This window comes from Pseudoxanthomonas sp. GW835-FHT14C01 (genome assembly GCF_058793715.1).
Genome location: NZ_JBXAGB010000001.1, coordinates 352,299 through 373,794 on the forward strand (window position 1 = coordinate 352,299; position 21,496 = coordinate 373,794).

Annotated in this window: 21 protein-coding genes; 11 read left to right on the top strand and 10 right to left on the bottom strand. The window is 66.9% G+C overall.

Annotated features, from left to right (window positions below):
• Positions 1-136 precede the first annotated feature (136 nt).
• The 4 genes from AC1Q5B_RS01610 to AC1Q5B_RS01625 all read right to left on the bottom strand — a co-directional run bounded on the left by AC1Q5B_RS01610 (position 137) and on the right by AC1Q5B_RS01625 (position 5,494).
• Complete coding sequence (locus AC1Q5B_RS01610; protein WP_492629995.1) at positions 137-1,012, bottom strand: LysR family transcriptional regulator; 876 nt, start codon at positions 1,010-1,012, stop codon at positions 137-139.
• A gap of 73 nt (positions 1,013-1,085) precedes the next feature.
• Positions 1,086-3,467: a sodium:solute symporter gene (locus AC1Q5B_RS01615; protein ID WP_492629996.1), complete on the bottom strand. Its 2,382-nt coding sequence runs from the start codon at positions 3,465-3,467 to the stop codon at positions 1,086-1,088.
• A 32-nt stretch (positions 3,468-3,499) separates the two neighbouring features.
• Positions 3,500-4,345, bottom strand: coding sequence for an HpcH/HpaI aldolase/citrate lyase family protein (locus tag AC1Q5B_RS01620; RefSeq protein ID WP_492629997.1), 846 nt, complete (start codon positions 4,343-4,345; stop codon positions 3,500-3,502).
• A gap of 132 nt (positions 4,346-4,477) precedes the next feature.
• On the bottom strand, positions 4,478-5,494 hold the full coding sequence (locus tag AC1Q5B_RS01625; RefSeq protein WP_492629998.1) for a sugar kinase: 1,017 nt from the start codon (positions 5,492-5,494) through the stop codon (positions 4,478-4,480).
• A 238-nt stretch (positions 5,495-5,732) separates the two neighbouring features.
• Here AC1Q5B_RS01625 and AC1Q5B_RS01630 point away from each other — a divergent pair, with 238 nt between their 5' ends.
• Together AC1Q5B_RS01630 and AC1Q5B_RS01635 are read left to right on the top strand one after the other, a co-directional pair.
• Complete coding sequence (locus AC1Q5B_RS01630) at positions 5,733-8,537, top strand: TonB-dependent receptor (RefSeq protein ID WP_492629999.1); 2,805 nt, start codon at positions 5,733-5,735, stop codon at positions 8,535-8,537.
• Between the two features lie 205 nt (positions 8,538-8,742).
• On the top strand, positions 8,743-9,093 hold the full coding sequence (locus AC1Q5B_RS01635; protein WP_492630000.1) for a hypothetical protein: 351 nt from the start codon (positions 8,743-8,745) through the stop codon (positions 9,091-9,093).
• 183 nt (positions 9,094-9,276) lie between these two features.
• On the opposite strand, the gene AC1Q5B_RS01640 is transcribed toward AC1Q5B_RS01635, so the two are convergent.
• Positions 9,277-10,632: a pectate lyase family protein gene (locus AC1Q5B_RS01640; protein ID WP_492630001.1), complete on the bottom strand. Its 1,356-nt coding sequence runs from the start codon at positions 10,630-10,632 to the stop codon at positions 9,277-9,279.
• Between the two features lie 151 nt (positions 10,633-10,783).
• On the opposite strand from AC1Q5B_RS01640, the gene AC1Q5B_RS01645 reads away from it, so the two are divergent.
• From AC1Q5B_RS01645 to AC1Q5B_RS01685, 9 genes are all read left to right on the top strand, one after another.
• Positions 10,784-11,641, top strand: coding sequence for a 2-keto-4-pentenoate hydratase (locus AC1Q5B_RS01645; protein ID WP_492630002.1), 858 nt, complete (start codon positions 10,784-10,786; stop codon positions 11,639-11,641).
• The gene (locus AC1Q5B_RS01650; RefSeq protein WP_492630003.1) at positions 11,638-12,633 is read left to right on the top strand and encodes a TRAP transporter substrate-binding protein; all 996 of its coding nucleotides are present in this window, start codon (positions 11,638-11,640) and stop codon (positions 12,631-12,633) included. The genes AC1Q5B_RS01645 and AC1Q5B_RS01650 overlap by 4 nt, the downstream gene beginning before the upstream one ends.
• A 9-nt stretch (positions 12,634-12,642) precedes the next feature.
• Positions 12,643-13,161, top strand: coding sequence for a TRAP transporter small permease (locus AC1Q5B_RS01655; RefSeq protein WP_492630004.1), 519 nt, complete (start codon positions 12,643-12,645; stop codon positions 13,159-13,161).
• A 2-nt stretch (positions 13,162-13,163) separates the two neighbouring features.
• On the top strand, positions 13,164-14,447 hold the full coding sequence (locus AC1Q5B_RS01660) for a TRAP transporter large permease (RefSeq protein WP_492630005.1): 1,284 nt from the start codon (positions 13,164-13,166) through the stop codon (positions 14,445-14,447).
• Positions 14,447-14,641 carry a hypothetical protein gene (locus tag AC1Q5B_RS01665; protein ID WP_492630006.1) on the top strand — a complete coding sequence of 65 codons (195 nt, stop codon included), beginning with the start codon at positions 14,447-14,449 and terminating at the stop codon, positions 14,639-14,641. The genes AC1Q5B_RS01660 and AC1Q5B_RS01665 overlap by 1 nt, the downstream gene beginning before the upstream one ends.
• A gap of 50 nt (positions 14,642-14,691) precedes the next feature.
• On the top strand, positions 14,692-15,747 hold the full coding sequence (locus tag AC1Q5B_RS01670) for a LacI family DNA-binding transcriptional regulator (RefSeq protein WP_492630007.1): 1,056 nt from the start codon (positions 14,692-14,694) through the stop codon (positions 15,745-15,747).
• Positions 15,748-15,883: 136 nt separating this feature from the next.
• Complete coding sequence (kduI, locus tag AC1Q5B_RS01675; RefSeq protein WP_492630008.1) at positions 15,884-16,732, top strand: 5-dehydro-4-deoxy-D-glucuronate isomerase; 849 nt, start codon at positions 15,884-15,886, stop codon at positions 16,730-16,732.
• Between the two features lie 172 nt (positions 16,733-16,904).
• On the top strand, positions 16,905-17,663 hold the full coding sequence (gene kduD, locus AC1Q5B_RS01680; protein WP_447938515.1) for a 2-dehydro-3-deoxy-D-gluconate 5-dehydrogenase KduD: 759 nt from the start codon (positions 16,905-16,907) through the stop codon (positions 17,661-17,663).
• Between the two features lie 112 nt (positions 17,664-17,775).
• Entirely contained in the window at positions 17,776-18,897 is a 1,122-nt protein-coding gene (locus tag AC1Q5B_RS01685) for a cupin domain-containing protein (protein WP_492630009.1), read from the top strand.
• A gap of 53 nt (positions 18,898-18,950) precedes the next feature.
• On the opposite strand, the gene AC1Q5B_RS01690 is transcribed toward AC1Q5B_RS01685, so the two are convergent.
• The 5 genes from AC1Q5B_RS01690 to AC1Q5B_RS01710 form a co-directional block, all read right to left on the bottom strand.
• The gene (locus tag AC1Q5B_RS01690; protein ID WP_492630010.1) at positions 18,951-19,418 is read right to left on the bottom strand and encodes a hypothetical protein; all 468 of its coding nucleotides are present in this window, start codon (positions 19,416-19,418) and stop codon (positions 18,951-18,953) included.
• A 39-nt stretch (positions 19,419-19,457) separates the two neighbouring features.
• On the bottom strand, positions 19,458-20,180 hold the full coding sequence (locus tag AC1Q5B_RS01695) for an HAD family hydrolase (RefSeq protein WP_492630011.1): 723 nt from the start codon (positions 20,178-20,180) through the stop codon (positions 19,458-19,460).
• A gap of 128 nt (positions 20,181-20,308) precedes the next feature.
• Complete coding sequence (locus AC1Q5B_RS01700; RefSeq protein WP_492630012.1) at positions 20,309-20,599, bottom strand: hypothetical protein; 291 nt, start codon at positions 20,597-20,599, stop codon at positions 20,309-20,311.
• 40 nt (positions 20,600-20,639) lie between these two features.
• Positions 20,640-20,954 (bottom strand): EF-hand domain-containing protein, encoded by a 315-nt coding sequence (locus AC1Q5B_RS01705; RefSeq protein WP_492630013.1) that lies wholly within the window; start codon positions 20,952-20,954, stop codon positions 20,640-20,642.
• Positions 20,955-21,070: 116 nt separating this feature from the next.
• Positions 21,071-21,445, bottom strand: a complete 375-nt coding sequence (locus tag AC1Q5B_RS01710) for an EF-hand domain-containing protein (RefSeq protein ID WP_492630014.1) — start codon at positions 21,443-21,445, stop codon at positions 21,071-21,073.
• Positions 21,446-21,496: the final 51 nt, after the last annotated feature.

The following is a 21,496-nucleotide window of genomic DNA, read 5'->3' on the forward strand; positions in this document are numbered from 1 at the left end:
CGGCGTGCCCAGCGTTCCTCCCAGACGCTCGAACCCGACGATGGTCAAAGCCTAGGTCGACGTCCGTCACGGAAGAATCGCCCGCGGATATGTTCACAGGCTAGTTTTTGTAGCGTGCACTGCAACATCGCGCCGGTCAGGCGTGGCCGGTGGCGATGCGGCTCTCCTGCAGCAGGACGGTGACCAGGCGGATGCGCACCGACGAGCGCGACCACACCATGCCGATGCGGCGCGGCTCGCTGGGCAGCGGCAGCGGGATGCGCACCAGGTCCAGGCCCTCCGGCCACGGGCGCGCCCAGTCGGGCACCAGCGACACACCCAGGCCGCGGTCCACCATCACCGCGATCGCATTGAGCCCGTTCAATTCGAAGCGCTCGTGCGGCACGATGCCGGCGGCATGCAGGTAGTCGTCCGCGACGCGCCCGCCCCACTGGTTGCGGTCGTAGCGGATCAGCGGTTCGCTGCGCAGCAGCTCGTGCGGATCGCGGCCCGCCATCCGCGCCGGCGCGATCATCACCAGCGGCTCCTCGCGCAGCAACTGCCAGTCGCAGGTCTTGGGCAGGTTGTAGGGCGCCTGCAGTACCAGCGCGGCGTCCAGTTCGCCGGCCTCCACTGCGCGGTAGAGCTCGGCCGAATAGCCGGGCCGGATGTAGACGTTGATCTGCGGAAACTTGTCGACCATGCGCGCCAGGATGTCCGGCAGCATGCCGGCCAGCGCGGTCGGGCACGCGCCGAGGCGCAGTTCGCCCGACACCTCGCTGTCATTGGCGACGCTGCGCATGTCGGCGACATCGCGCAGCAGGTCGCGCGCCCGCTGCAGGATGCGCGAGCCTTCCTCGGTCAGGCTGACGGTGCGGCCGGCGCGTGCGATCAGCGGGGCACCGAGTTCGCGTTCCAGCGTGCGGATCTGCTGCGCCACCGCCGCCGGCGTGATGTTGAGCACGCGCGCCGCGGCCGCCATCGAGCCACGGTCCGCCACCACCACGAAGGTATTCAGGAACTGGGTGTCCACGCGCGCTTCCCTCTTCGCGTCAGGCTACACGAGCGCGGACGCGGCAGCGATGTTACCTATGGCGCATGCGCGATCAATCCGCGCTCTCCACCGCATCCCGGCGATGGATGGTCAGCCCCTTCAGCGACCGGGTCGGCGCCGGGAAGCACAGGCTGGCCAGGTAGCCGACCACCACGCAGACCAGGATCGAGATGGCCAGGTAGAAGTACGGGTGCACCAGGTCGTACCACCAGGCCACGAACGTCAGCACGATGGCCGCGACGATGCCGATGGCCACGCCCTGCGAATTCGCGCGGCGGGTGAACATGCCCAGCGTGTAGGCGCCGGCGAAACCGCCGCCGAGCAGGCCGGCCAGTTCGATCGACACGTCGAACAGCGACCCGATGTCGAAGCGCGACAGCACCAGCGCCGCACCGATGCCGACCAGACCCACGACCACGGTCATGATCTCGGCGAAGAACACGCCCTTCTTCTGCGACGTGTCCTTGGCGAAGCGCTCGTAGAAGTCGACCGTGATCAGCGTGGCCACCGAGTTCATGATGCCCGACAGCGTGGCCATCGCCGCGGCGAAGATGCCGGCGATGATCAGGCCGGTCACGCCCATCGGCAGTTCCGCCGCGATGAACAGCGGGAACGTGGCGTCCACCGGCAGCAGCGGGTTCATGCGCTCCGGGTTGTTCTTGTAGTAGACGAACAGCGCCGTGCCGATCCCGTAGAAGATGAAGCCGCCGGGGATCATGATGGCGGCGAACGCCCACACCGAACGGCCGGCCTCCTTGTCTGACTTGGTGGACAGCACGCGCTGCATCAGCACCTGGTCCTTGGGAAAGGTCAGCACGACCTCGAACAGCACCAGGAAGATGAAGCCCCACACCGTGGCCTTGGTCAGGTCGAAGCTGAAGTCGAACAGCTTGGTCTTGCTCTCGGCCATCGCGATCTGGGTGAACTCGCCGAAGCCGCCCTTCAACGTCCAGACGATGAAGAGGATGGCGAAGAGGGCGCCGCCCATCTTCACGATGACCTGCACCACGTCGGTCCAGATGACCGCCTTCATGCCGCCCATGGCGGTATAGATGATGGTGAACCCCCCCATCAGCCAGATGCTCCAGACCACGTCGATGCCGGTGATCGTGGAGATGGCCAGGGCAGGCAGGAACAGGATGACGCTCATGCGGCTGCCGATCTGCATGACGATGGCCAGCCCGCTGGCCAGCATGCGGATGGCGGGATGGAAACGCGTTTCCAGATAGGAGAACGTCGACATCAGGTCCAGCCGGCGCAGCAGCGGCACGATCCAGATCGCGACGAACATCAGGCCGAGCACGGCGATGAGGTTGTTGGTCAGGTACTGCCAGTTGGTCTCGAACGCCTTGGCCGGGATCGCGATGAAACTGATGGAACTGGTGTTGACGGCGTACAGGCTGAGGCCCGCCGCCCAGAACGGGATGGTGCGGCTGCCGACGAAGAAGTTCTCGGTGGAGTTGCGCTTCTCGCGAAGGTAGAAGTACAGGCCGATGCCGATCATCGCCGCCAGGTAGACCACGATCACCAGCCAGTCGAGCCAGCTCAGCAGGTGCTTGCCGGACTGCAGCTGCAGCGCTGCGGCATCGCCGCCGGACGACCAGGCGAATCCATCGCCCCAGGGCGTGAAGGCGCCGGCATCGGCTGGCAGCGTCGCGGGCACGCTCGCCCACGCCTTGGTGATCACATGGAACGTCATCAGCCGGCGCGACGAAGCAGGCGTACTTTCCAGGACATAGAGCAGATGGGCCTGGCCCATCGCGCGCGCGGCGTCCCCGACCAGCCGGCTGGGCAACGCCGGCATCTCCGTCCAGCCGGTCTCGCGGTGCCAGCGCCACAGGTGGTCGGCGTCGCTGCCGCGTGCGGTGGCGAAAAGCTCGCCGCGCTGCGCCACCAGACTACTGGCGCCGGCGGCGCCGGGCCACGCGTCCATCTTCGTCCAGCCGCCCTGCGGTGCGGCGACGGTCAACCGGTAGAGCCGCGCCGCATCATCGGCGCCGACGCCGACCGCATACAGGTTGCCGTCTCCTTCCGCCAGCTGGACGTCGCGCAAGGATGCAGGCAAGGCCGGCAGCGCGCGCAGTTGCAGTCGTCCCTGCTGCACGCCGACGGACGACAGCCGGGTGTCGCTTTCCGCGCCTGCGGATTGCGTCAGGACATAAAGCTTGCCCTTGGCCGAGCTGATCCAGCGCGTCTGGGCCGACAGGCCATCAGGCAATCCGACCTTATTCCACTCGCTTGTACCTGCCGCCAGTTGCCAGGCGCCCTGCGCGTTGAACGCCAGCAACGAGGTATCGACCGCGTGCAGTTCCGAGACGCCACCGGGGACCGCCGGCAGACGGTCTTCGCGCACGGTGGTCAGGCTGTCCGCCTGCGCCAGCGACGACAGGCCGCACAGCAGCAGCAACCACCACACCGTCAGTCCGCGTTTCATCCCGGCGGCCCGCGACCGCATCCCCCCGTGACTCATTGCCTCTCCTCATGACGGACGGTAGCCAGCACGGCACGGGCACGCGCGAGGAACGGCGCATCCACCATGCGGCCGTCCACGGCGTACGCGCCGTCGCGCGCGGCATCGACCACCTGGCGCGCCGCGTCGATTTCCTGTCGTGTAGGCGCGAACACGGCGTTGGCCCACGCCACCTGGCGCGGATGCACGCAGCTCTTGCCCAGATAACCCAGTGCACGCGCCGACTCGGCTTCCGCACGGAAGCCCGGTTCGTCGTCCAGTCCGGGAAACGCCGCATCGTAGGCGAACACGCCGGCGTCGGCGGCCGCCATGCGCAGCGCGTATTGCGCGGCATGCACGTTGCGGAGGTCGTCGCGCCGGATGCCCTGCGGTTCGAACAGATCGCCCAGACCGAGCTGCAGCCCGCGGACGCGCGGGTGCGACGCGCCGATCTCGGCCGCGTGGCGCAACGCGCGCGGGCTTTCGATATTGACCAGCACGCCAACCCTGCCGCGCACCTGCAGGCGCGCCTCGACAGCCTCGATCTCGGCCATCGCCTGCTGCAGGCGTTCGACCGACTCCACCTTGGGCAGATTGACCAGGTCCACGCCCAGCGGCAGCACCGCCCGAAGGTCGTCTTCCCACGCGGGCGAATGCAACGCGTTGACGCGGACGATCACCTGCTTGCCGACCGCGCGATGCGGCGCATCGCGCAGGAAGGCCGCGACCTGGGTGCGGGCTTCCGTCTTGGATGCGTGGGGAACAGCGTCTTCGAGATCGAACGACAGCACGTCCGCATCGCCCGCCATCGCCTTGGCGAACAGCGCGGGGCGGTCTCCGGGCACGAACAACTTGCTACGCATGGACGGCGCTCATCATGGCGCGCAGTCTGCGGGAAACCGGCAGACGGCAAAGCCCGCGCCGGCGCTTTCAAACGATAGATTTTGCTGCGTCCGGAGATGCCGCAACGCAACATCTCCTGATGTGCCGTTGGCTCAGCGCTTCACGTCCAGGCTGCTCTCGCCGAGGAACGCCATCACGTCCGACGCCGCCACCAGATTGAAGTCGCCCGGGAGCGAATGCTTGAGGCAAGCGGCCGCCACGCCGAAATGCAGCGCGTCCGAGGAGTTCATGCCGACCAGCCCACCGTGCAATACGCCCGCCGCGAAGGCGTCGCCGGTGCCGATGCGGTCGACGATCGGCGACACCTCATGGGACGGCGTGGTCAGCCGTGTGCCGTCGCGCAACGCGGTGATGCCGGACAGCGCATGGTGGTCGACGCTGCGCTGTACGCGTACGGTGGCCGCCATCTGCTGCAGATGCGGAAAGGCGGCGAACGCGGCGGCGGCGCCGGCCGCGAAACGTTCCTGTGGTGTCGCCTGTGGGAAGTCCAGGCCCAGCACCAGTTGGAGATCGCGATGGCTGGCGAACAGGATGTCGGCTTCGGCCATCAGGCCGCGCAGGATCGTCGGCGCGTCGCCCCCCCAGGCTTCCCACAGCTTGGGGCGGAAGTTGCCATCGAAGGACACCTTCACGCCGGCCGTACGCGCCGCCCGCACTGCGACGAGGACCCCGTCCGCGGCCGTTTGTCCGAGTGCCGGCGTCACGCCGGATACGTGCAACCAGTCTGCGCCCGCCAACAGCGCCGGCCAGTCGTGCGTGCCGCCGCCGGCACGCGCGAACGCCGAGTCCGCGCGGTCGTACAGGACTTCGCTCGGCCGCTGGATCGCGCCGGGGGTCAGGAAGTAGAGGCCCATGCGACCTGCCGCCTGCTGCACGGCATGCGTGTCGACGCGGTGCCGACGCAGTTCGCCCAGTGCGGCTTCACCCAGTGCGTTGTCCGCGACCAGTCCCACCATGCGGGCATCGTGGCCGAACCGCGCCAGCGACACGGCCACGTTCGCTTCCGCACCGCCGACATGCACGTCGAGCACCGGCGACTGCAGCAACAGTTGGCGACCGGGCGCGCCGAGGCGCAACAGCAGTTCACCGAAACAGACGATCCTTCCCATCTTCCCTCTTCTCCCGTGGTGTGGGCGCGGCGCATCGCGCAGGCCGTCGCGGCTTGTCCCTGGGACAACATAAACCGGCTCGACGGGCAGTTGTTGTTGCAGCGCACACTCTGTTAGCGTTGTTTTTGACCAGCGGTGTCATTTTATATGCCGGCACGGTCTGGAAGGGAAGAAACAGCGGTTTTTGCCATCAAAACAGTCGCAACGCGCGGCCATGGTCCCTTGAGGAGGGGAGAACATGCCAGTTAGTCATCACAACCGGAAGACACCGGTTACCTTGCTTGCTGTCTCGATCGGGCTGGCGCTGCAGATGAGTGCAGCGGCGCATGCCCAGGAAGCGGCGCAGCCGGCCGACTCCGGTCAGTCCGCACCGGCGGAAAGCGTCGACACCCTCGACACCGTCAGCGTGACCGGCTACCGCGCCAGCCTGGAAAAGGCATTGGACATCAAGCGCGGAGAGAAGGGCATCGTCGACGCCATCGTCGCCCAGGACATCGGCAAGTTCCCCGACCTGAACCTGGCCGAGTCGCTGCAGCGAATTCCAGGCGTCGTGATCACCCGCGATGCCGGCGAAGGACGCAACATCACCGTCCGTGGTTTGGGTCCGCAGTTCACCCGTGTACGCCTCAACGGTCTCGAGGCCATGAGTTCGGTCGGCAGCAGCGACGGCCAAGGCGGCGCCAACCGCAGCCGCAGCTTCGACTTCAATGTCTTCGCGTCCGACCTGTTCTCGCAGTTGATCGCCCGCAAGACCGCGTCGGCCGATATCGAGGAGGGTTCGCTGGGCGCGACCGTCGACCTGCGCACCGCACGCCCCTTCGATTTCGATGGCTTCACCGCCACCGCCAACCTGCAGGGAAGCTTCAACGATGCCGCCGAGACCACCAGCCCCCGTTTCGCCGGACTGATCTCGAACAGTTGGGCGGACGGGCGGTTCGGCGCTCTGCTTTCGGTCGCCTACTCCGAGCGGGACACCGTGGAGGAAGGGTCGGGTACGGTGCGGTGGGCCGGTGGCAGCACCAACGGCGGCTTCAACGCGGCCTCGCCTTTTGCGCCGGCGCTGGCGGCCAATGTGTACGCGCCGCGCTTCCCGCGCTACACGCTGATGGAGCATGACCAGAAGCGGCTGGGCGTCACCGGCGCACTGCAGTTCAAACCCTCGTCCGACACCACCTTCAGCCTGGACGCGCTCTACTCGAAGATCGATGCGGTCCGCGACGAGCGTTACATAGAAGCCAACAGCCTGAGCAAGGCCAGCGGTGCCGGCCGGAAGAACGACATCCGGGTGATGGATGGCGTGATCGAGAACGGCGCACTGGTCTACGCGGTGATGAACAACGTCGGCCTGCGTGCCGAGAACCGCCATGACGAATGGGAAACGACCTTCAGGCAGGTCAGCCTGGACGGTGAACATCGTTTCAGTGACAGCTTCCGCGTCAGCGGCAAGATCGGCACGTCGAAGTCCGAGCACAGCAATCCGATCCAGGCGACGGTAATGATGGATCGGTACGGGGTGAACGGGTACAGCTACGACTACCGCGGCAACCGCAACCTTCCCGTCTTCAATTACGGCATCAGCCCGACCGATCCGAACGGATGGGGCCTGTCGGTCATCCGGCTCCGCGAGAACTACGTCACCAACGATTACGACACCGGCCAGCTGGATTTCGCGTGGATCGTGTCGCCGACCTTCACGGTGAAGGGCGGCATCCAGGCCAAGAACTTCGGTTTCGTGTCCAGCGAGCGTCGACGTGCGGCGACCGAGACCATCGTGCCGACAAACACCACCGGCGGCACTTCCAGTACGCCCGTGCCGTTGCCGAGCAACCAGATCATCCAGGCACGACTGCGTGGCGTCAGCGGCTCTCCGGGCACCTGGGTGGTGCCGGACTTCGATGCCATCGCCAACATGTACGGCATCTTCAGCGATAGCGGCACGTTCACGATGGTCAACTACAACCCCAGCGACCAGCGCGTCGGCGAGCAGGATCGCGGGGTCTACCTGATGGGCGAGTTCAACACGGATCTCGGTCCGGTGCCGCTCTCCGGCAACTTCGGCGTCCGCTACGTGCGCACCGGCCAGAACTCGACGGGCGTCGGCACGATCAACGGCACGCCCACCGTCATCACGGTGGATCGCGAGTACAGCGACACCCTGCCTTCGTTGAACCTGGTGGCCGAAATCACGCCGGACTTCCTGATCCGCTTCGGCGCCGCCAAGGTGATGGCGCGCCCCCCGCTCGGCAACCTGAGCCCGGGCGTCACCGTCAGCGTCAGCGGTTCAGCCAAGACCGTTTCGGCCGGCAATCCCCTGCTGGATCCGCAGCGGGCCAAGACCTACGACCTGGGCTTCGAATGGTACTTCAACGAAGGCGCGATGCTGGGCGCGGTGCTGTTCTACAAGGACATCGACAGCTTCATCCAGAACACCCGCGAAACACGCCCGTACAACACCAGTGGCCTGCCTAACAGCCTGCTGGATGGTACGACGGCACTGCCCACCGAGGATTTCGTCTTCACCGTACCGATCAACACCCCGGGCGGCGCCCTGCGCGGCGTCGAACTGAACTACACGCAGCCGTTCACCTTCCTGCCCGGGTTCCTGAAGGACTTCGGCATGCAGTTGAACTACACCTACGTCGACTCGGAAGTGCAGTACATGCTCTCGTCCGGTGCGTTGGCGCAGAAGGAGGAATTGACCGGTACGTCCAAGCGGAGCTGGAACGCGTCGCTGTACTACGAGGGCGAGCGTCTTTCGGGGCGCATTTCAGCGACCAATCGGTCCGACTACCTGATCCAGGTGCCGGGCACGGAAATAGGCTTCGACAGCGCGGCAAATGGCGTACACGGGCAGAGCGGGACCACCGTTCTAGACGCCTCCATCCGGTACAAGATCAGCGACCGCCTGGAAGTCAGCCTCGAAGGCAGCAATCTGACCAACGAAGCGCAGGAATCCTGGGTCTCCAACCCGGCCGTGCAGCTGCCGCTGGAGTACAGCGAAACCGGTCGCCAGTACCTGCTGGGACTGCGCTACAAGTTCTGATCGCCTGATCGTTCCGCACCTCCCCTCGAGGTGCATCCGAAGCCCGGCCGCCTCTCCCGGCCGGGCTTTTTTGCGTGTACAACGCATGACCTGCCGACGGAAAACGCATCCATGCGAGGATGTGTCCCTGGCGCTCCGTTGAAGGGCTTCCAACGGAACGACCAGCTGTCGTGCTCGTTACTGTCGGGCGGATTCCACCATCGGCGTGCTGCCCCACTGCACGCATGTCGCATCGGACATCGACTATGGCGTGCCGGGAGCATCCGGCATGGTGTGGATCTCCAGTGATCGGGTCATCCTGGCCGGACGCGCGCGACGCAATGCGATGTTGTGCTGCGACAACACGTTCAACGCATTCATTTCCACTGCGTACCGTGACGACTACCTGCAGCGCGTGCTCGGACAGAGCAACGACGATCGCAGCGTACGCAGTCTCAACGTCTCGAACCTGACCGATGGGCTCAACCACCAGTACCTGGATTCGGCCGGTGACCGTACCCCGGCCTGTTGCCGCACCGGCCGCCCGTGCTGCATGAGGATGAGGTTCGACGTCTGAGCCGCCATGCGGCGCGACGGTTCTCGCAAGATCGTCTCGCACCCTGCTCCCATCACGATGGAGACGCCGGCGGCAGCGAGCAAACGCATGCGTCAGCCGCCTACGATGACGACCAACGAAAAGGCCCGCCTGACGGCGGGCCTTGGAGACGCACTCCGTGCAGCCGTGCGCTCGGCCGATGCCTCAGCGCAACGGCTCTCCGCGGGGATAGGTACCGGACGCCGGTTCCATCGTATCGAGGTTCCAGTCGCTCTCGACAAAGGGCTTGCGCGCTTCCTTGTACTGGGGATAGCCGCCGACCTGCTCCTGGCTGTCGATGATCTCGCCGCGCCCTTCGATGACGTCGGCGACGATGCGACGGTCGATCAGGTCGCGGTTCCAGGGTGTGGCGCCGACGGATTCGATCACGGCGTCCTGCACCTTCTCCGACGGCAACAGCGTGACGCCGAACGGCAGCGCGGGAGCTGCCTTGGCGCGATCGAGCTTCACCGGTGCGGTGGTGTAACTGCCGGTCTCCTGGATGGTCTTGTTGCCGACGCGGTCGACGACCAGGTTGTCCTGCATGTACAGGTCGAGATCGCCTGAGCCACCGATCATCATGAAGGCCAGCGGCTCGGTCGACTTGCCGGCGCGCATGACGTTGCCGCGTACCGCCATCTCGCCCTTCGAGTAAGGATGGCCCAGCCATTCTTCCGCGATCAGGTTGTAGTGGATGGCGCGCTGTCCGGGGTTGTAGATCAGGTTGTTGATCACCTGTCCCCGGGCACCGCCCTTGAACAGCGGGCTGCGTTCGTAGTTGTGCGCATAGAGGTTGCCGACGATCAGCACCTCGTTGACGTGATCGTGGATGAGCGAACCCTTGGAGTGCTCGCCCTTGGGGTGGGTGGAGTGCGCGAGCCCTTCACTGACGATGTTGTTACTGTAGGTGATCCGGCGCGAGGCATTCGCCATCCACTCGGCTTCGTTCTCGCCGTGGAACCGCGTGCTGGACGCGCTGAGGTTTTCGTCGGTCGCCCAGGTGAGCGAGCAATGGTCGACGATCACGTCATGCGCGCCGCGCACGGTGGTGATGGCATCGATGTCGCCGGAGCGCTTCGGCATGCCGCCGTCGCCCGGCCGGATGCGCACGTGGCGGATCACCACGTCGTGCGTGGCGATGGTCAGGCCACCCTTGATGAGGGTCACGCCGGGATGCGGGGCGGTCTGTCCGGCGATCGTCAGGAAGGGTTCGGTGATGCGCAGCTCCTTCATGCCAAGGTCGATGACGCCGCCGACCTCGAACACGACGATGCGGGGCCCCTTGCCGCTCACGGCCTCCTTGAACGAGCCGGGTCCGTCGGCCGCCAGCGTGGTGACGCGGACGATCTTGCCGCCGCGCCCGCCGGGCGTGTGCGCGGCCGCGCCCTGTGCGCCCGGAAATGCCAGTGGACGCGTATCGGCGGCCAGTGCCGTGGTCATCGTGGTCGCCAGCAGCATGGCGGCCAGGCCGCAGCACAGCCTGCGGGCGCGTGCCGGCGCGGGAAAACGGATATGGAACATTGGCTCCCTCCCAGGAGTGGATCGACGCATCGTGGCATCGGGATGGATTTTGCGGCAGTGCACATTGTCAATGACACCGGTTTACCATATACAGGCCATGAACCTGCACTGTCACTCGGCGGTGCAACAAAACGCAGCGCGGAGAATCCACTTGAGTAACGACCACAACGCCCTCGCCGCCGCGCGCGCCGCAGCACCGGGACTTGCCGTGATCGCGGACAGCTTCGTCGGCGCGCGCCGCCAGGGCAGGGCTTTGCTGGCGTTCCCGGGCGACATTCCGGACGACCTGGTCGCCGCATACCGCGTGCAGGACCTGGCGATCGCGCAATGGCCGGACCGCGTGGTCGGCTGGAAGGTGGGCTTCATCGCACCGGAGCGGCGCGACGCCTCCGGCGACGAACGCCTGCTGGGCCCGATCTTCGCCCGCCAGCTGCAGATGACTACTGGTGGTCAGTCCAGCTTCCAGGTGTTCGACGGCGGCTTCGGCGCCGTCGAAGCCGAGTACGTCCTGCGCCTGGACGCGGACGTCCCGGGCGACAAGACGGAGTGGACGCCGGAGGAGGCCGCTGCCGTGCCCTCGACCCTCTTCACCGGCATGGAGGTCGCGAGCAGCCCGCTGGCGACGATCAACCAGTTGGGACCGCGCGTCGTCGTCTCTGACTTCGGCAACAACAACGGGCTGGTGGTGGGCGCCGAGATTCCCGGCTGGTCGGCGCGCAGCGACGCATCGCTGACCTGTACGACCTGGATCGAGGATCGGCAGGTCGGCAAAGGGGGCGCCACGACGCTGCCCGGCGGACTGCGCGCGGCGTTCGCCTTCGCGCTCGCACGCTCGGTGCGCCGCGGCAGGCCGTTGAAGGCGGGCGACCTGATCGCCACCGGCAATGCGACCGGCATCCACGACATCGTGCCGGGCCAGCAAGCGCGCATCGATTTCGATGGGCATGGCAGCATCGCCGCGATGGCGACGGCCGCCACCGGAAAAGACGAGGGAGACTGGCGCGCATGATGAACCGTCGTCGTTTCCTGGGGGCCGGGCTCGGGGCCGCCGCCGCCCTGCCGCTCGCGCACCATCGGGTTTGGGCCGTTGAAGGCCGGCATGTGCTGACCGCGACCGATGTGCACGTCAAGGACTATCCGACGGTCGAGGCCGTGCGTTGGATCGGTGAGACCATGGCCCGCGAAACCGGTGGCCGCGTGACGCTGCGCCAGTACCACTCCGGCCAGTTGGGCCGCGAGTCGGAAGCCATCGACATGGCGCGCTTCGGCGCCATCGACATCACCCGCGTCTACGCCGGCGCGCTGAACAACGCGTTCCCGCTGACCCAGGCGCTGTGCCTGCCGTATGTCTTCGACTCGGTGCCGCACATGCGGCGCGCGATGGATGGCGGCGTGGGACAGGCGGTGCTCGACGGCTTCGCGCGGCGGGGCCTGGTCGGTCTGGCCATCTACGATTCGGGGGCACGCTGTTTCTACAACACCAAGCACGCCATCCGTGTGCCGGGGGACCTGCACGGCCTGAAGATCCGTGTGCCGGTGTCCGACATCTTCATCCGCATGCTGCGCCTGTTCGGCGCCAATCCCACGCCGCTGTCGCTGGGTGAAGTGTTTTCCGGGCTGGAGACGCACATGATCGACGGTGCGGAGAACAACATCCGCAGCTTCCATTCCAGCCGCCATTTCGAGGCCGCCCATTACTGGTCGCAGACCAACCACTCGTACGCGCCGGACGTGTTGCTGGTGTCGCAACGCACGCTGGACGGCCTGCAGGCACGCGATCGTGCGCTGCTGATCGAAACCGCCCGGCAGTCGGTCGGCGTGATGCGCAGGCTGTGGGATGCCTCCGAAGCGACCGCGCGCGAGGCCGTCTTCGGTGCGGGCGTGAAGCACAACGAAACGGACCTCGAGGCATTCGCGCGTGTGTCGCAGCCGCTGCTGTCCGAGTACCGCAACGACCCTGCGATCGATGCGCTGTACCGCCGCATCCGCGACCTGGCCTGAGAACCGACGATGTCCGAAGAAACCACACCGTCTCCCGCCACGCCGCTGCAGCGCGGCATGGACCTGTTGTCCGACACGGCGATCGCGTTCGCGGTCGCAGCGCTGCTGGGTCTTGTCGTCGTCCAGGGCTGGCAGGTGATCGCGCGCTACGTCATCAACGACTCGCCCAGCTGGACAGAACCCGTCACGGTGCTGTTGCTGACCACCGCGATGAGCCTGGGTGCCGCGGCCGGCGTGCACACCCATCGCCACTTCGGCTTCTTCCTGCTCGCCGATGCGGTGGGCCCGCGACTGAAGAAGCTGCTGTACGCCATCTCGCCGCTGGTGATCGCCGCGATCGGCGCGGTGATGGCGTACTGGGGCGCGGTGCTGCTGCTGGACGGGCTGGACATCCGCATCGCCGGCGCGCCCATGCCGCAGAGCATCGGCTACCTGCCGCTGTCGATCGGCGGCGTGCTGATGGTCGTGTTCGCCCTGTACCGACTGCTGCTGGTGCTGCGCGCGCCATTGACCGACGAGGCCCGCTGACCATGGCGATCACCCTGCTCTTCTCGATCTTCGCGATCCTGCTGCTGGTCGGCGCGCCGGTCGCCTATGCGTTGGCGGCCGCGTCGCTCGCCACGCTGCTCTACCTCGACCTGCCCAGCATCGTGCTGGTCCAGCAGATTTCATCCGGCACGGGTTCCGCATCGCTGATCGCGATCCCGCTCTTCATCTTCGCCGGCGAAATCATGTTGCGCGGGGGCATCTCCGAGCGCCTGATCAGCCTGGCGGCGTCGCTGGTGGGCCGCCTGCGCGGCGGCTTGGGCCAGGTCAGCATCCTGTCGTCGCTGTTCTTCGGCGGCGTGTCGGGCTCTGCCATCGCCGACGTGTCGGCGGTGGGCGGCACGATGATCCCGCAGATGGTCAAGCGCGGCTACGACCGAGATTTCGCCGTCAACGTCAGCATCACGGCCGCACTGGTGGCGCTGCTGGTGCCGCCTTCGCACAACCTCATCCTGTTCTCGGCGGCGGCCGGCGGCGGCCTGTCCATCGCCGACCTGTTCGCCGCCGGCATCGTGCCGGCGCTGCTGATGACGGCGGTCCTGATGGTCACCGGCTGGGCGGTGGCCTGCAAGCGCGGCTACGGCACCGAACCATTCCCCGGCATGCGTGCGGTCATGCTGAGGCTGGTGGCGGCGCTGCCCGGCCTGGGCCTGGTGGGCCTGATCTTCTTCGGCATCCGCGCAGGCATCTTCACGGCCGTGGAGAGCGCCGCCATCGCCGTGGTGTATGCGCTGCTGGTGACCAGCGTGCTGTATCGCCAGTTGTCGTTGAAGGAGTTCTTCGCCACGGTGACGCACGCTGCGCGCACGACCGGCGTGATCCTGTTCGTCATCGCCACGGCGGCGGTGTTCGGCTGGCTGCTGGCCTACCTGCAGGTGCCGGCGGCGGCGGTCGATGCGCTGCAGTCCATCGCGCACAGCAAGTACACCGTCCTTCTGCTGATCGTGCTGGTACTGCTGTTGCTGGGCACCTTCATGGACCTGGCGCCGATGATCCTGATCTGCACGCCGATCTTCCTGCCGGTCGCGCGCGCCTACGGCATCGATCCGATCCACTTCGGACTGGTGCTGGTGCTGACCGGTGGCCTCGGACTGGTGACCCCGCCGGTGGGGTCGGTACTGTTCATCGGTACCGCGATCGGCAAGATCACGATCGCCCAGAGCATGCGCACGATCTGGCCATTCTGGCTGGCGGGCGTGGCCGTATTGATGGTGGTGACGCTGTTCCCGGAACTGTCGCTGTGGCTGCCGCGGGTACTGAAGGGGTGATGCGCCAGCGCGTCCTCGTCGCCATCCACACCTGCACGGACGGGACCGCCGGGACCGAGTCCCGCGTGCAGATGGAGGTCTCCGGCGACCACCGCAACGTGGCCGGCGGCTTCCCGGCCCTCAAGCCGTCGTTGTACGCGGCCGGCCGCGGGAAGGTGCACTTCCGTGATTTCCGCTATCACGCGCCGGACTGACCCCCAGCCGCTAGAATCCCTCCGACAGACGAACGGACCCGCCCTGCCCCATGCCCGCGCGCAAGAAGCCCGACACTCCCGCCGCCCTGCCCACCGGTGGCAAGGCCGCGACCATCAACGACATCGCGCGGCTGTCCGGCGTTTCCAAGAAGACCGTTTCGCGCATCATCAACCACTCCCCGCTGGTCCGTAAGGACACACGCGAGAAGGTCGAGGCGCTGATGCGCGAGGTCGGTTACTCGCCCGATCCGATGGCGCGTGGACTCGCGTTCCGCCGCTCGTTCCTGATCGGCATGGTCTACGACAACCCGACCGCGCAGTACATCGTCAACATGCAGTACGGCGCGCTGGACGCGCTGCGCGATTCGGGCTTCGAACTGGTCGTGCATCCCTGCGACAGCCGTAGTCCCGGTTACATCGACGGCGTGCGCCGCTTCGTGCAGCAGCAGAAGCTGCACGGCGTGATGCTGGTGCCGCGCGCCTCGGAAGACCAGGCGCTGGCCGACATGCTGGCCGAGATCGGCTGCCGCTACACGCGCATCGCGTCGGTCTCGATGGATGAGCCTTCGCGCATGGTGGTCACGCACGACCGCGATGGCGCAGCCGAGGCCGCCGAATACCTGCTGTCGCTCGGCCACACCGATATCGCGCTGATCACCGGTCCGGCGGCCTACCGGTCGTCGATCGAACGCACGGACGGCTTCGTGCAGGCGCTCGCCAGGCGCGGCCTGGAGCTGCCGAAGTCGCGCATCATCGAAGCCGGCTACACCTTCGAATCCGGTGTCGTTGCGGCCGAAAAGCTGCTGTCCGGCAAGAACCGCCCCACCGCCATCTTCACCGGCAACGACGAGATGGCCGCCGGCGTCTACAAGGTCGCCATGCGCGCCGGCATCAGCATCCCGCGCCAGCTGTCGGTGGTCGGCTTCGACGACAGCCCGCTGGCCTCGCGCCTGTGGCCCTCGCTGACCTCGGTCCGCCGCAATACCCGCGATACCGGCCGTACCGCCGCTGCCATGCTGATCCAGCCCGAAGGCACGCCGATGCTGGCCGCCGCCAGCATCCGCCCGCATCTGGTCATCCGCGACTCCTCGCAGCCCCCCGAATAAGCCTGCCCCTGCGCAACGGCGGTCGTCCTGCTGCCGCAACGCAAAATGACACCGGTTACCAAAGCCTTTAGACTCCCTTCCCACGACCTTCCCGACGCCCTGCTCCCGGGCGTCCGCCTTCGACGGAGTTCCGCCCATGTTCTGCAAGACCTACCACGCCACCCACCCGGACATGATGGACGGCGCCAGCAACGACCAGCTGCGCGACCGCTACCTGATCGGCAACCTGTTCGTCGCCGACACGGTGCAGCTGAACTACTCCCACAACGAGCGCTTCGTGATCGGCGGCGCCGCCCCGGTGTCGAAGAAGGTCGACCTGCCGCGCCAGACCGAGCCCGCCTCGGCGGCCGGCAAGCCGTTCCTGGAACGCCGCGAACTGGGCGTGATCAACGTCGGCGGCGGCGCGGGCAAGGTCACCGTCGACGGCACGACGTATGTACTGGGTTCGAAGGACGGCCTGTATGTGGCGATGGGCAGCGCCGACGTGGCGTTCGAGTCCGACGATGCCGCCAACCCCGCCAAGTTCTACCTGACCTCGACGCCGGCGCATGCGCGCTTCGAGACCAGGCAGCTGTCGATCAAGGACGCGGTGGCGCTGGAGCGCGGCGCGCTGGAGACCAGCAACGAGCGCACGATCTACCAGTTCATCGTGCCCGCTACCTGCCCGTCGTCGCAGCTGCTGCTCGGCCTGACGGTGCTGAAGACCGGCAGCGTGTGGAACACCATGCCGCCGCACCTGCACGATCGTCGCAGCGAGGTCTATTTCTACTTCGACCTGGCCGAGAACGACCGCGTCTACCACTTCATGGGCGAACCGGAGGCGCAGCGCCACATCGTCGTGCAGAACGACGAAGCCGTGGTGTCGCCGCCGTGGTCGATCCACATGGGATCGGGCACCAGCAACTACGCCTTCATCTGGGCGATGGGCGGCGAGAACCTGGACTACACCGACATACACGTGCTGGACATCTGCCAGCTGAAATGACGGCGTACGCGTAGAGCCGGGCCTGCTCGGCTGAAGCACCCTTCCGAAGCCGATGCACCAAGAGCAGCGGAGCAAGCTCCGCTCTACCGCAATCCCGTCCGAAGCCGTTGCACCACGCGCCGCGGAGCAAGCTCCGCTCCACCCGCAGCGCACCACACCGAGGGAATCCACGATGGCAAGCAATCCGTTCAGTCTTGAAGGCAAGATCGCGCTGGTCACCGGCGCCAACACCGGCCTGGGCCAGGGCATCGCCGTGGCGCTGGCCGAAGCCGGCGCCGATATCGCCGCAGCCGGCATCGTGGAAGCCGCCGAGACGGGCGAGAAAGTACGTGCGCTCGGTCGCCGCTTCCTCAACCTGGAAGCGAACCTGATCAGCATCGACCCGGTCGAGCGGCTGGTGAAGGAAACCGTCGATGGTCTGGGCGGACTGGACATCCTGGTCAACAACGCCGGCCTGATCCGTCGCGCGGACGCCGTGGACTTCAGCGAGAAGGACTGGGACGACGTGATGAACGTCAACATCAAGTCCGCATTCTTCATGTCGCAGGCCGCAGGACGCCACTTCATCGCGCAGGGCAGCGGCAAGATCATCAACATTGCCTCGATGCTGTCCTTCCAGGGCGGCATCCGCGTGCCGTCGTACACGGCCTCCAAGAGCGGCATCGCCGGCATCACCCGGCTGCTGGCCAACGAGTGGGGCGCCAAGGGCGTGAACATCAACGCCATCGCCCCCGGCTACATGGCGACCGACAACACCGCGCAGCTGCGCGCGGACGAAGACCGCAACAAGGCGATCCTGGACCGCATCCCGGCCGGTCGCTGGGGCGAGCCATCCGACCTGGGCGGCACGGCGGTGTTCCTGTCGTCGCGGGCATCCGACTACGTCAACGGCGCGGTCATTCCGGTCGATGGCGGCTGGTTGGCGCGCTGAGGCGCGCCTTCGCACAGGCTGCTGTGGGGCGACGTCAGTCGCGATGACGTACCGGGATGACCGCTTCGCGACTGACGTCGCTCCCACAAGAATCAGGCAGAGGAAATCCTTGATGTTGCGCCGGCTTGCCATCGCGATGATCGCCATCTGCTGCGTACCGGCGATCGCCGGACCGCCGCGCCAGATCTTCATCGCCGGCGATTCCACGGCCAGCCACTACGGACCGGAACGCGCGCCACGCGAAGGCTGGGGCCAGCAGTTGCAGTCGTTCCTCGACGAGGATGCCTACGTCGTACGCAACCACGCGCAGAGTGGCAGAAGCTCACGGAGCTTCGTCGCCGAAGGCTGGTTCGAGGGCATGGCGAAAGAGATGCGCGCGGGTGACGTGCTGCTGATCCAGTTCGGCCACAACGACGAGAAGATCGAAGACCCCACCCGTTACAACGAGCCGCAGCGCGCGTTTCCCGGATGGCTGACGCGTTATGTCGAACTAGCGCGCAGCAAGGGCGCCAGGCCGATCCTGGTGACGCCGGTGGCACGCCGCAAGTTCGACCGTGGCCAGCTGCTGGACACGCACGGCCTGTACGCGCAGGCAGTGCGCGACCTGGCGCAGCGCCAGCGGGTGGGGCTGATCGACCTGACCGCGCTGAGCATGGACTGGCTGCGCGCCGCCGGCGACGAGGCGAGCAAGGCGTATTTCATGCATGTCCCGGCACAGGACCAGCAGGACGACACCCACTTCCAGCAACGCGGTGCGGTGATGGTGGCCTGCTTGGTGGTGGCGGGCTGGAAGCGGATGGATCCCTCGCTCGGCGCACACGTGAAACGCGATACCGACTGCGGCGCGCCGGACACCGCGCTTGCCGATCGCAAGGCACAGGCGAATCCATCGCTCGTCGTGCACGAGCGGGACATCGCCACCGGCCAACCCGGTCCACACGGCGGCGCAGGCACTACCACGGCCTATCCGTTCTTCAAGGACGCACCCGCGCTGGGATTCGAATTCCGCAAGCGCGTGTTGCACCGGGGCGCCGGTATCGGCCTGCACCAGCACCACAAGGACGAGATCTACTACGTCCTCAGCGGTCGCGGCATCTACGAACTGGACGGCAAGGCGCAGGAAGTCCGCGCTGGCGATGCGATGCTGACCCGCCCCGGCAGCACGCACGCGATCCGGCAGGACGGCGAGGACGACCTGGTGCTGCTGATCATGTACGGGAAAAAGCAGGAGTGAGGCGTGGGTGGAGAGGAGTGAGCAGAAGCCTGCGGCTCCTCACTCCTCTCCACTCACTTCTCGCCCACCGGCGCCGGCCGATCCCAGCGCCGGTAGGTCGCTTCGAGTGCGCTGCGCAGGCGACGGTACTGTGCACTGCCCGGCTCCGCCTGCAAGCGGGAGGCGACGGCTTTCCAGCCACCTTCATGGTCGCGCGACCACTCGCGGACGACGGCGCGGCACGGCTGGCCCACGATCTGCGCCAGCGCGCAGGCCATGAAGATGTCGCCGGCCGTCCAGTCGGGCTGCTGCTGCATCGCTTCCACGTAGGCGCGGGGTACGGCGTAGTAGCGTCCCATCTCGTCGGCGAACGCGGCGGGATAGCGGCTGGCGTACTCGTTGATATCGGCGAGATGCCGATCCACCGACGCATCGCCGCTGGCCGGCACATACGTCGACGCGGCTTCCTGTGCGGACACAGGCATGGCGATCGCCAGAACGAGTCCGGACAGCAGGACGATGAGGGACAGTGCGCGCTTCACGGTGCCATTGTGCCCCAGCCCTCGCCTGGCTGCGTGCCGTCAGGCGCCAGCCGCCGCTTCGATCCTGGCCAGCGCCGCGACCAGTTCGCCGGCGTTCTCCACGACATGCAGGCGCGGCGCATCGGCGGCGACGCCATGCTCGGTCTCCAGTGCCCATGTCACGTGGTACGGCATGTGGATGCCCCATCCACCCAGGGCCAGTACCGGCTCGATGTCCGAGCGAAGCGAATTGCCGACCATCGCGAAGTCCGGCGCCGCGACATCCAGCTCGCGCAGCACGCGCGCGTACGTGGTTTCGTCCTTCTCGGACACCACCTCGATGCGATGGAACAGATCGGTCAGGCCGGATTGCGCGATCTTGGCCTCCTGGTGGAACAGGTCGCCCTTGGTGATCAGCACGATCTCATGATCGGCGGCGATGCGCTCGACCGCGTCGCGGATGCCCGGCAGCAGTTCCACCGGGTGCTGCAGCGTGGCCCGGCCGATCTCGATCACGCGGTGCAGGTCGCGCGCGCTGATGCGCTCATCGGTCAGCTGGATCGCCGTTTCCAGCATCGACAGCGTCATGCCCTTCACGCCGTAGCCGAAGATCTTCAGGTTGCGGCGCTCGACCTCCAGCAGGTGCCGCTGCATGCGCGCGTCGGCCAGATCGACATAGGTGCCCAGGATCGCCTCGAAATCGGCTTCCGCCTGCCGGTAGTAATCCTCGCTCTTCCACAGCGTATCGTCGCCGTCGAAGCCGACCCATCGGATGCGCGTCATCGGAAACCTGCCCTTCCCGCTCTACAAAGGCCGCGAAGGATAACAGCCGTGCGGTCGGGCAAGAAAAAGCGGCCGCCCCGGAGGGGACGGCCGCGTGTGGATGACCACGGTAGACGCAGGTCGTGTGATCAGCCACCGGAGCTCGGAGGCGGCGCGCTGCCCTCGGCGGGCGGCGGCGTGGTTTCCGGCGCGTTCGGGTTGGCCGGGGGCGGTACGGTCGAGTCGGTGGGCGGCACGGCCGGATCCGTCGGCGCCGGGGGCGGCGGCGTCATGTTGTCGGTCGGCGGCGTGGTTTCCATCGGCTCGGGCGGGCTGGGCGGCGGCGTGTCTTCAGGCTTGGGCCCGCATGCGGTCATCAGCCCTGCGCTCAGCAGCGCCAGGCCAAGGCCCATCGTCAGTCGGTGAGTGGAATGCTTCATGGGTTCCTCCATGCGTTCTTACGTGGGAGAGGCGGTGGCGTCAGGGCGTACCCTGCATGTGCACCGCATATTCTTCGGGCGTCAGGCGACCATCCGCGTCCTTGTCGAGCGTCCCGAACACCTGCGCGAGCGGCGGGTCGACCGCGGCTTCGTCCTTGCTGATCGCACCGTCGGCGTTCTGGTCGAGTTCCTCGAACGTGCGCGGCGCCGTCGTGGGTCTGGCCGTTGTCGCCGACTCGTCGGCACGCTCGGCGGCGGCATCCTGCGCCTGAGCCAAGGGCATGCAGGCGAGCAGCGCAAGGGCAGCGATGGTCACGCCCACACCCGAGCGCCTTGTTCCTGTGTTCGTGGTCATGCATGCCTCCCGTGGTTCAGTCGATCCGGAAAAAGAAAAGGGCGGCCCGAACAGCCGCCCTTCGCAGGGCGGCGCCGGCACGTCATCGCGCAGCGCCGCCCTCGTGACGACGCGGCTTACTTCTGCTGGTCGCCGTAGTTCTTGCTCACGAATGCCTTGTACTCGTCGGCGGTCAGCGAACCGTCGGCATTGGTGTCGGCCTGGTCGAACACCTGGCTCAGACCCGGATTGGCCGCGGCTTCTTCCTTGCTGATGTTGCCGTCGCCATCGGTATCGACGTCGGCCCAGCCCTGCTTGGCCTGCGTGCCGGCCGCTTCGGTGCTCTGCGTCGGCGTGGTCGCCGAGCCCGTGGCCTGTTCGGCGCTCTGCTCGGTCTGCTGCGCCTGGGCGGCGTCCTCGGTCTTCTCCTGCGCGAATGCCAGCGGCATGGCCAGCGCGGCGCTCAGGGCGACCAGGGCGATCAGCGGCTTGCGGTTGTTGTTGTTCGTCATGTCAGTGCTCCGTTCTGTAGGAGTGCGTCCGATTGCGCACGGCCCCACCTT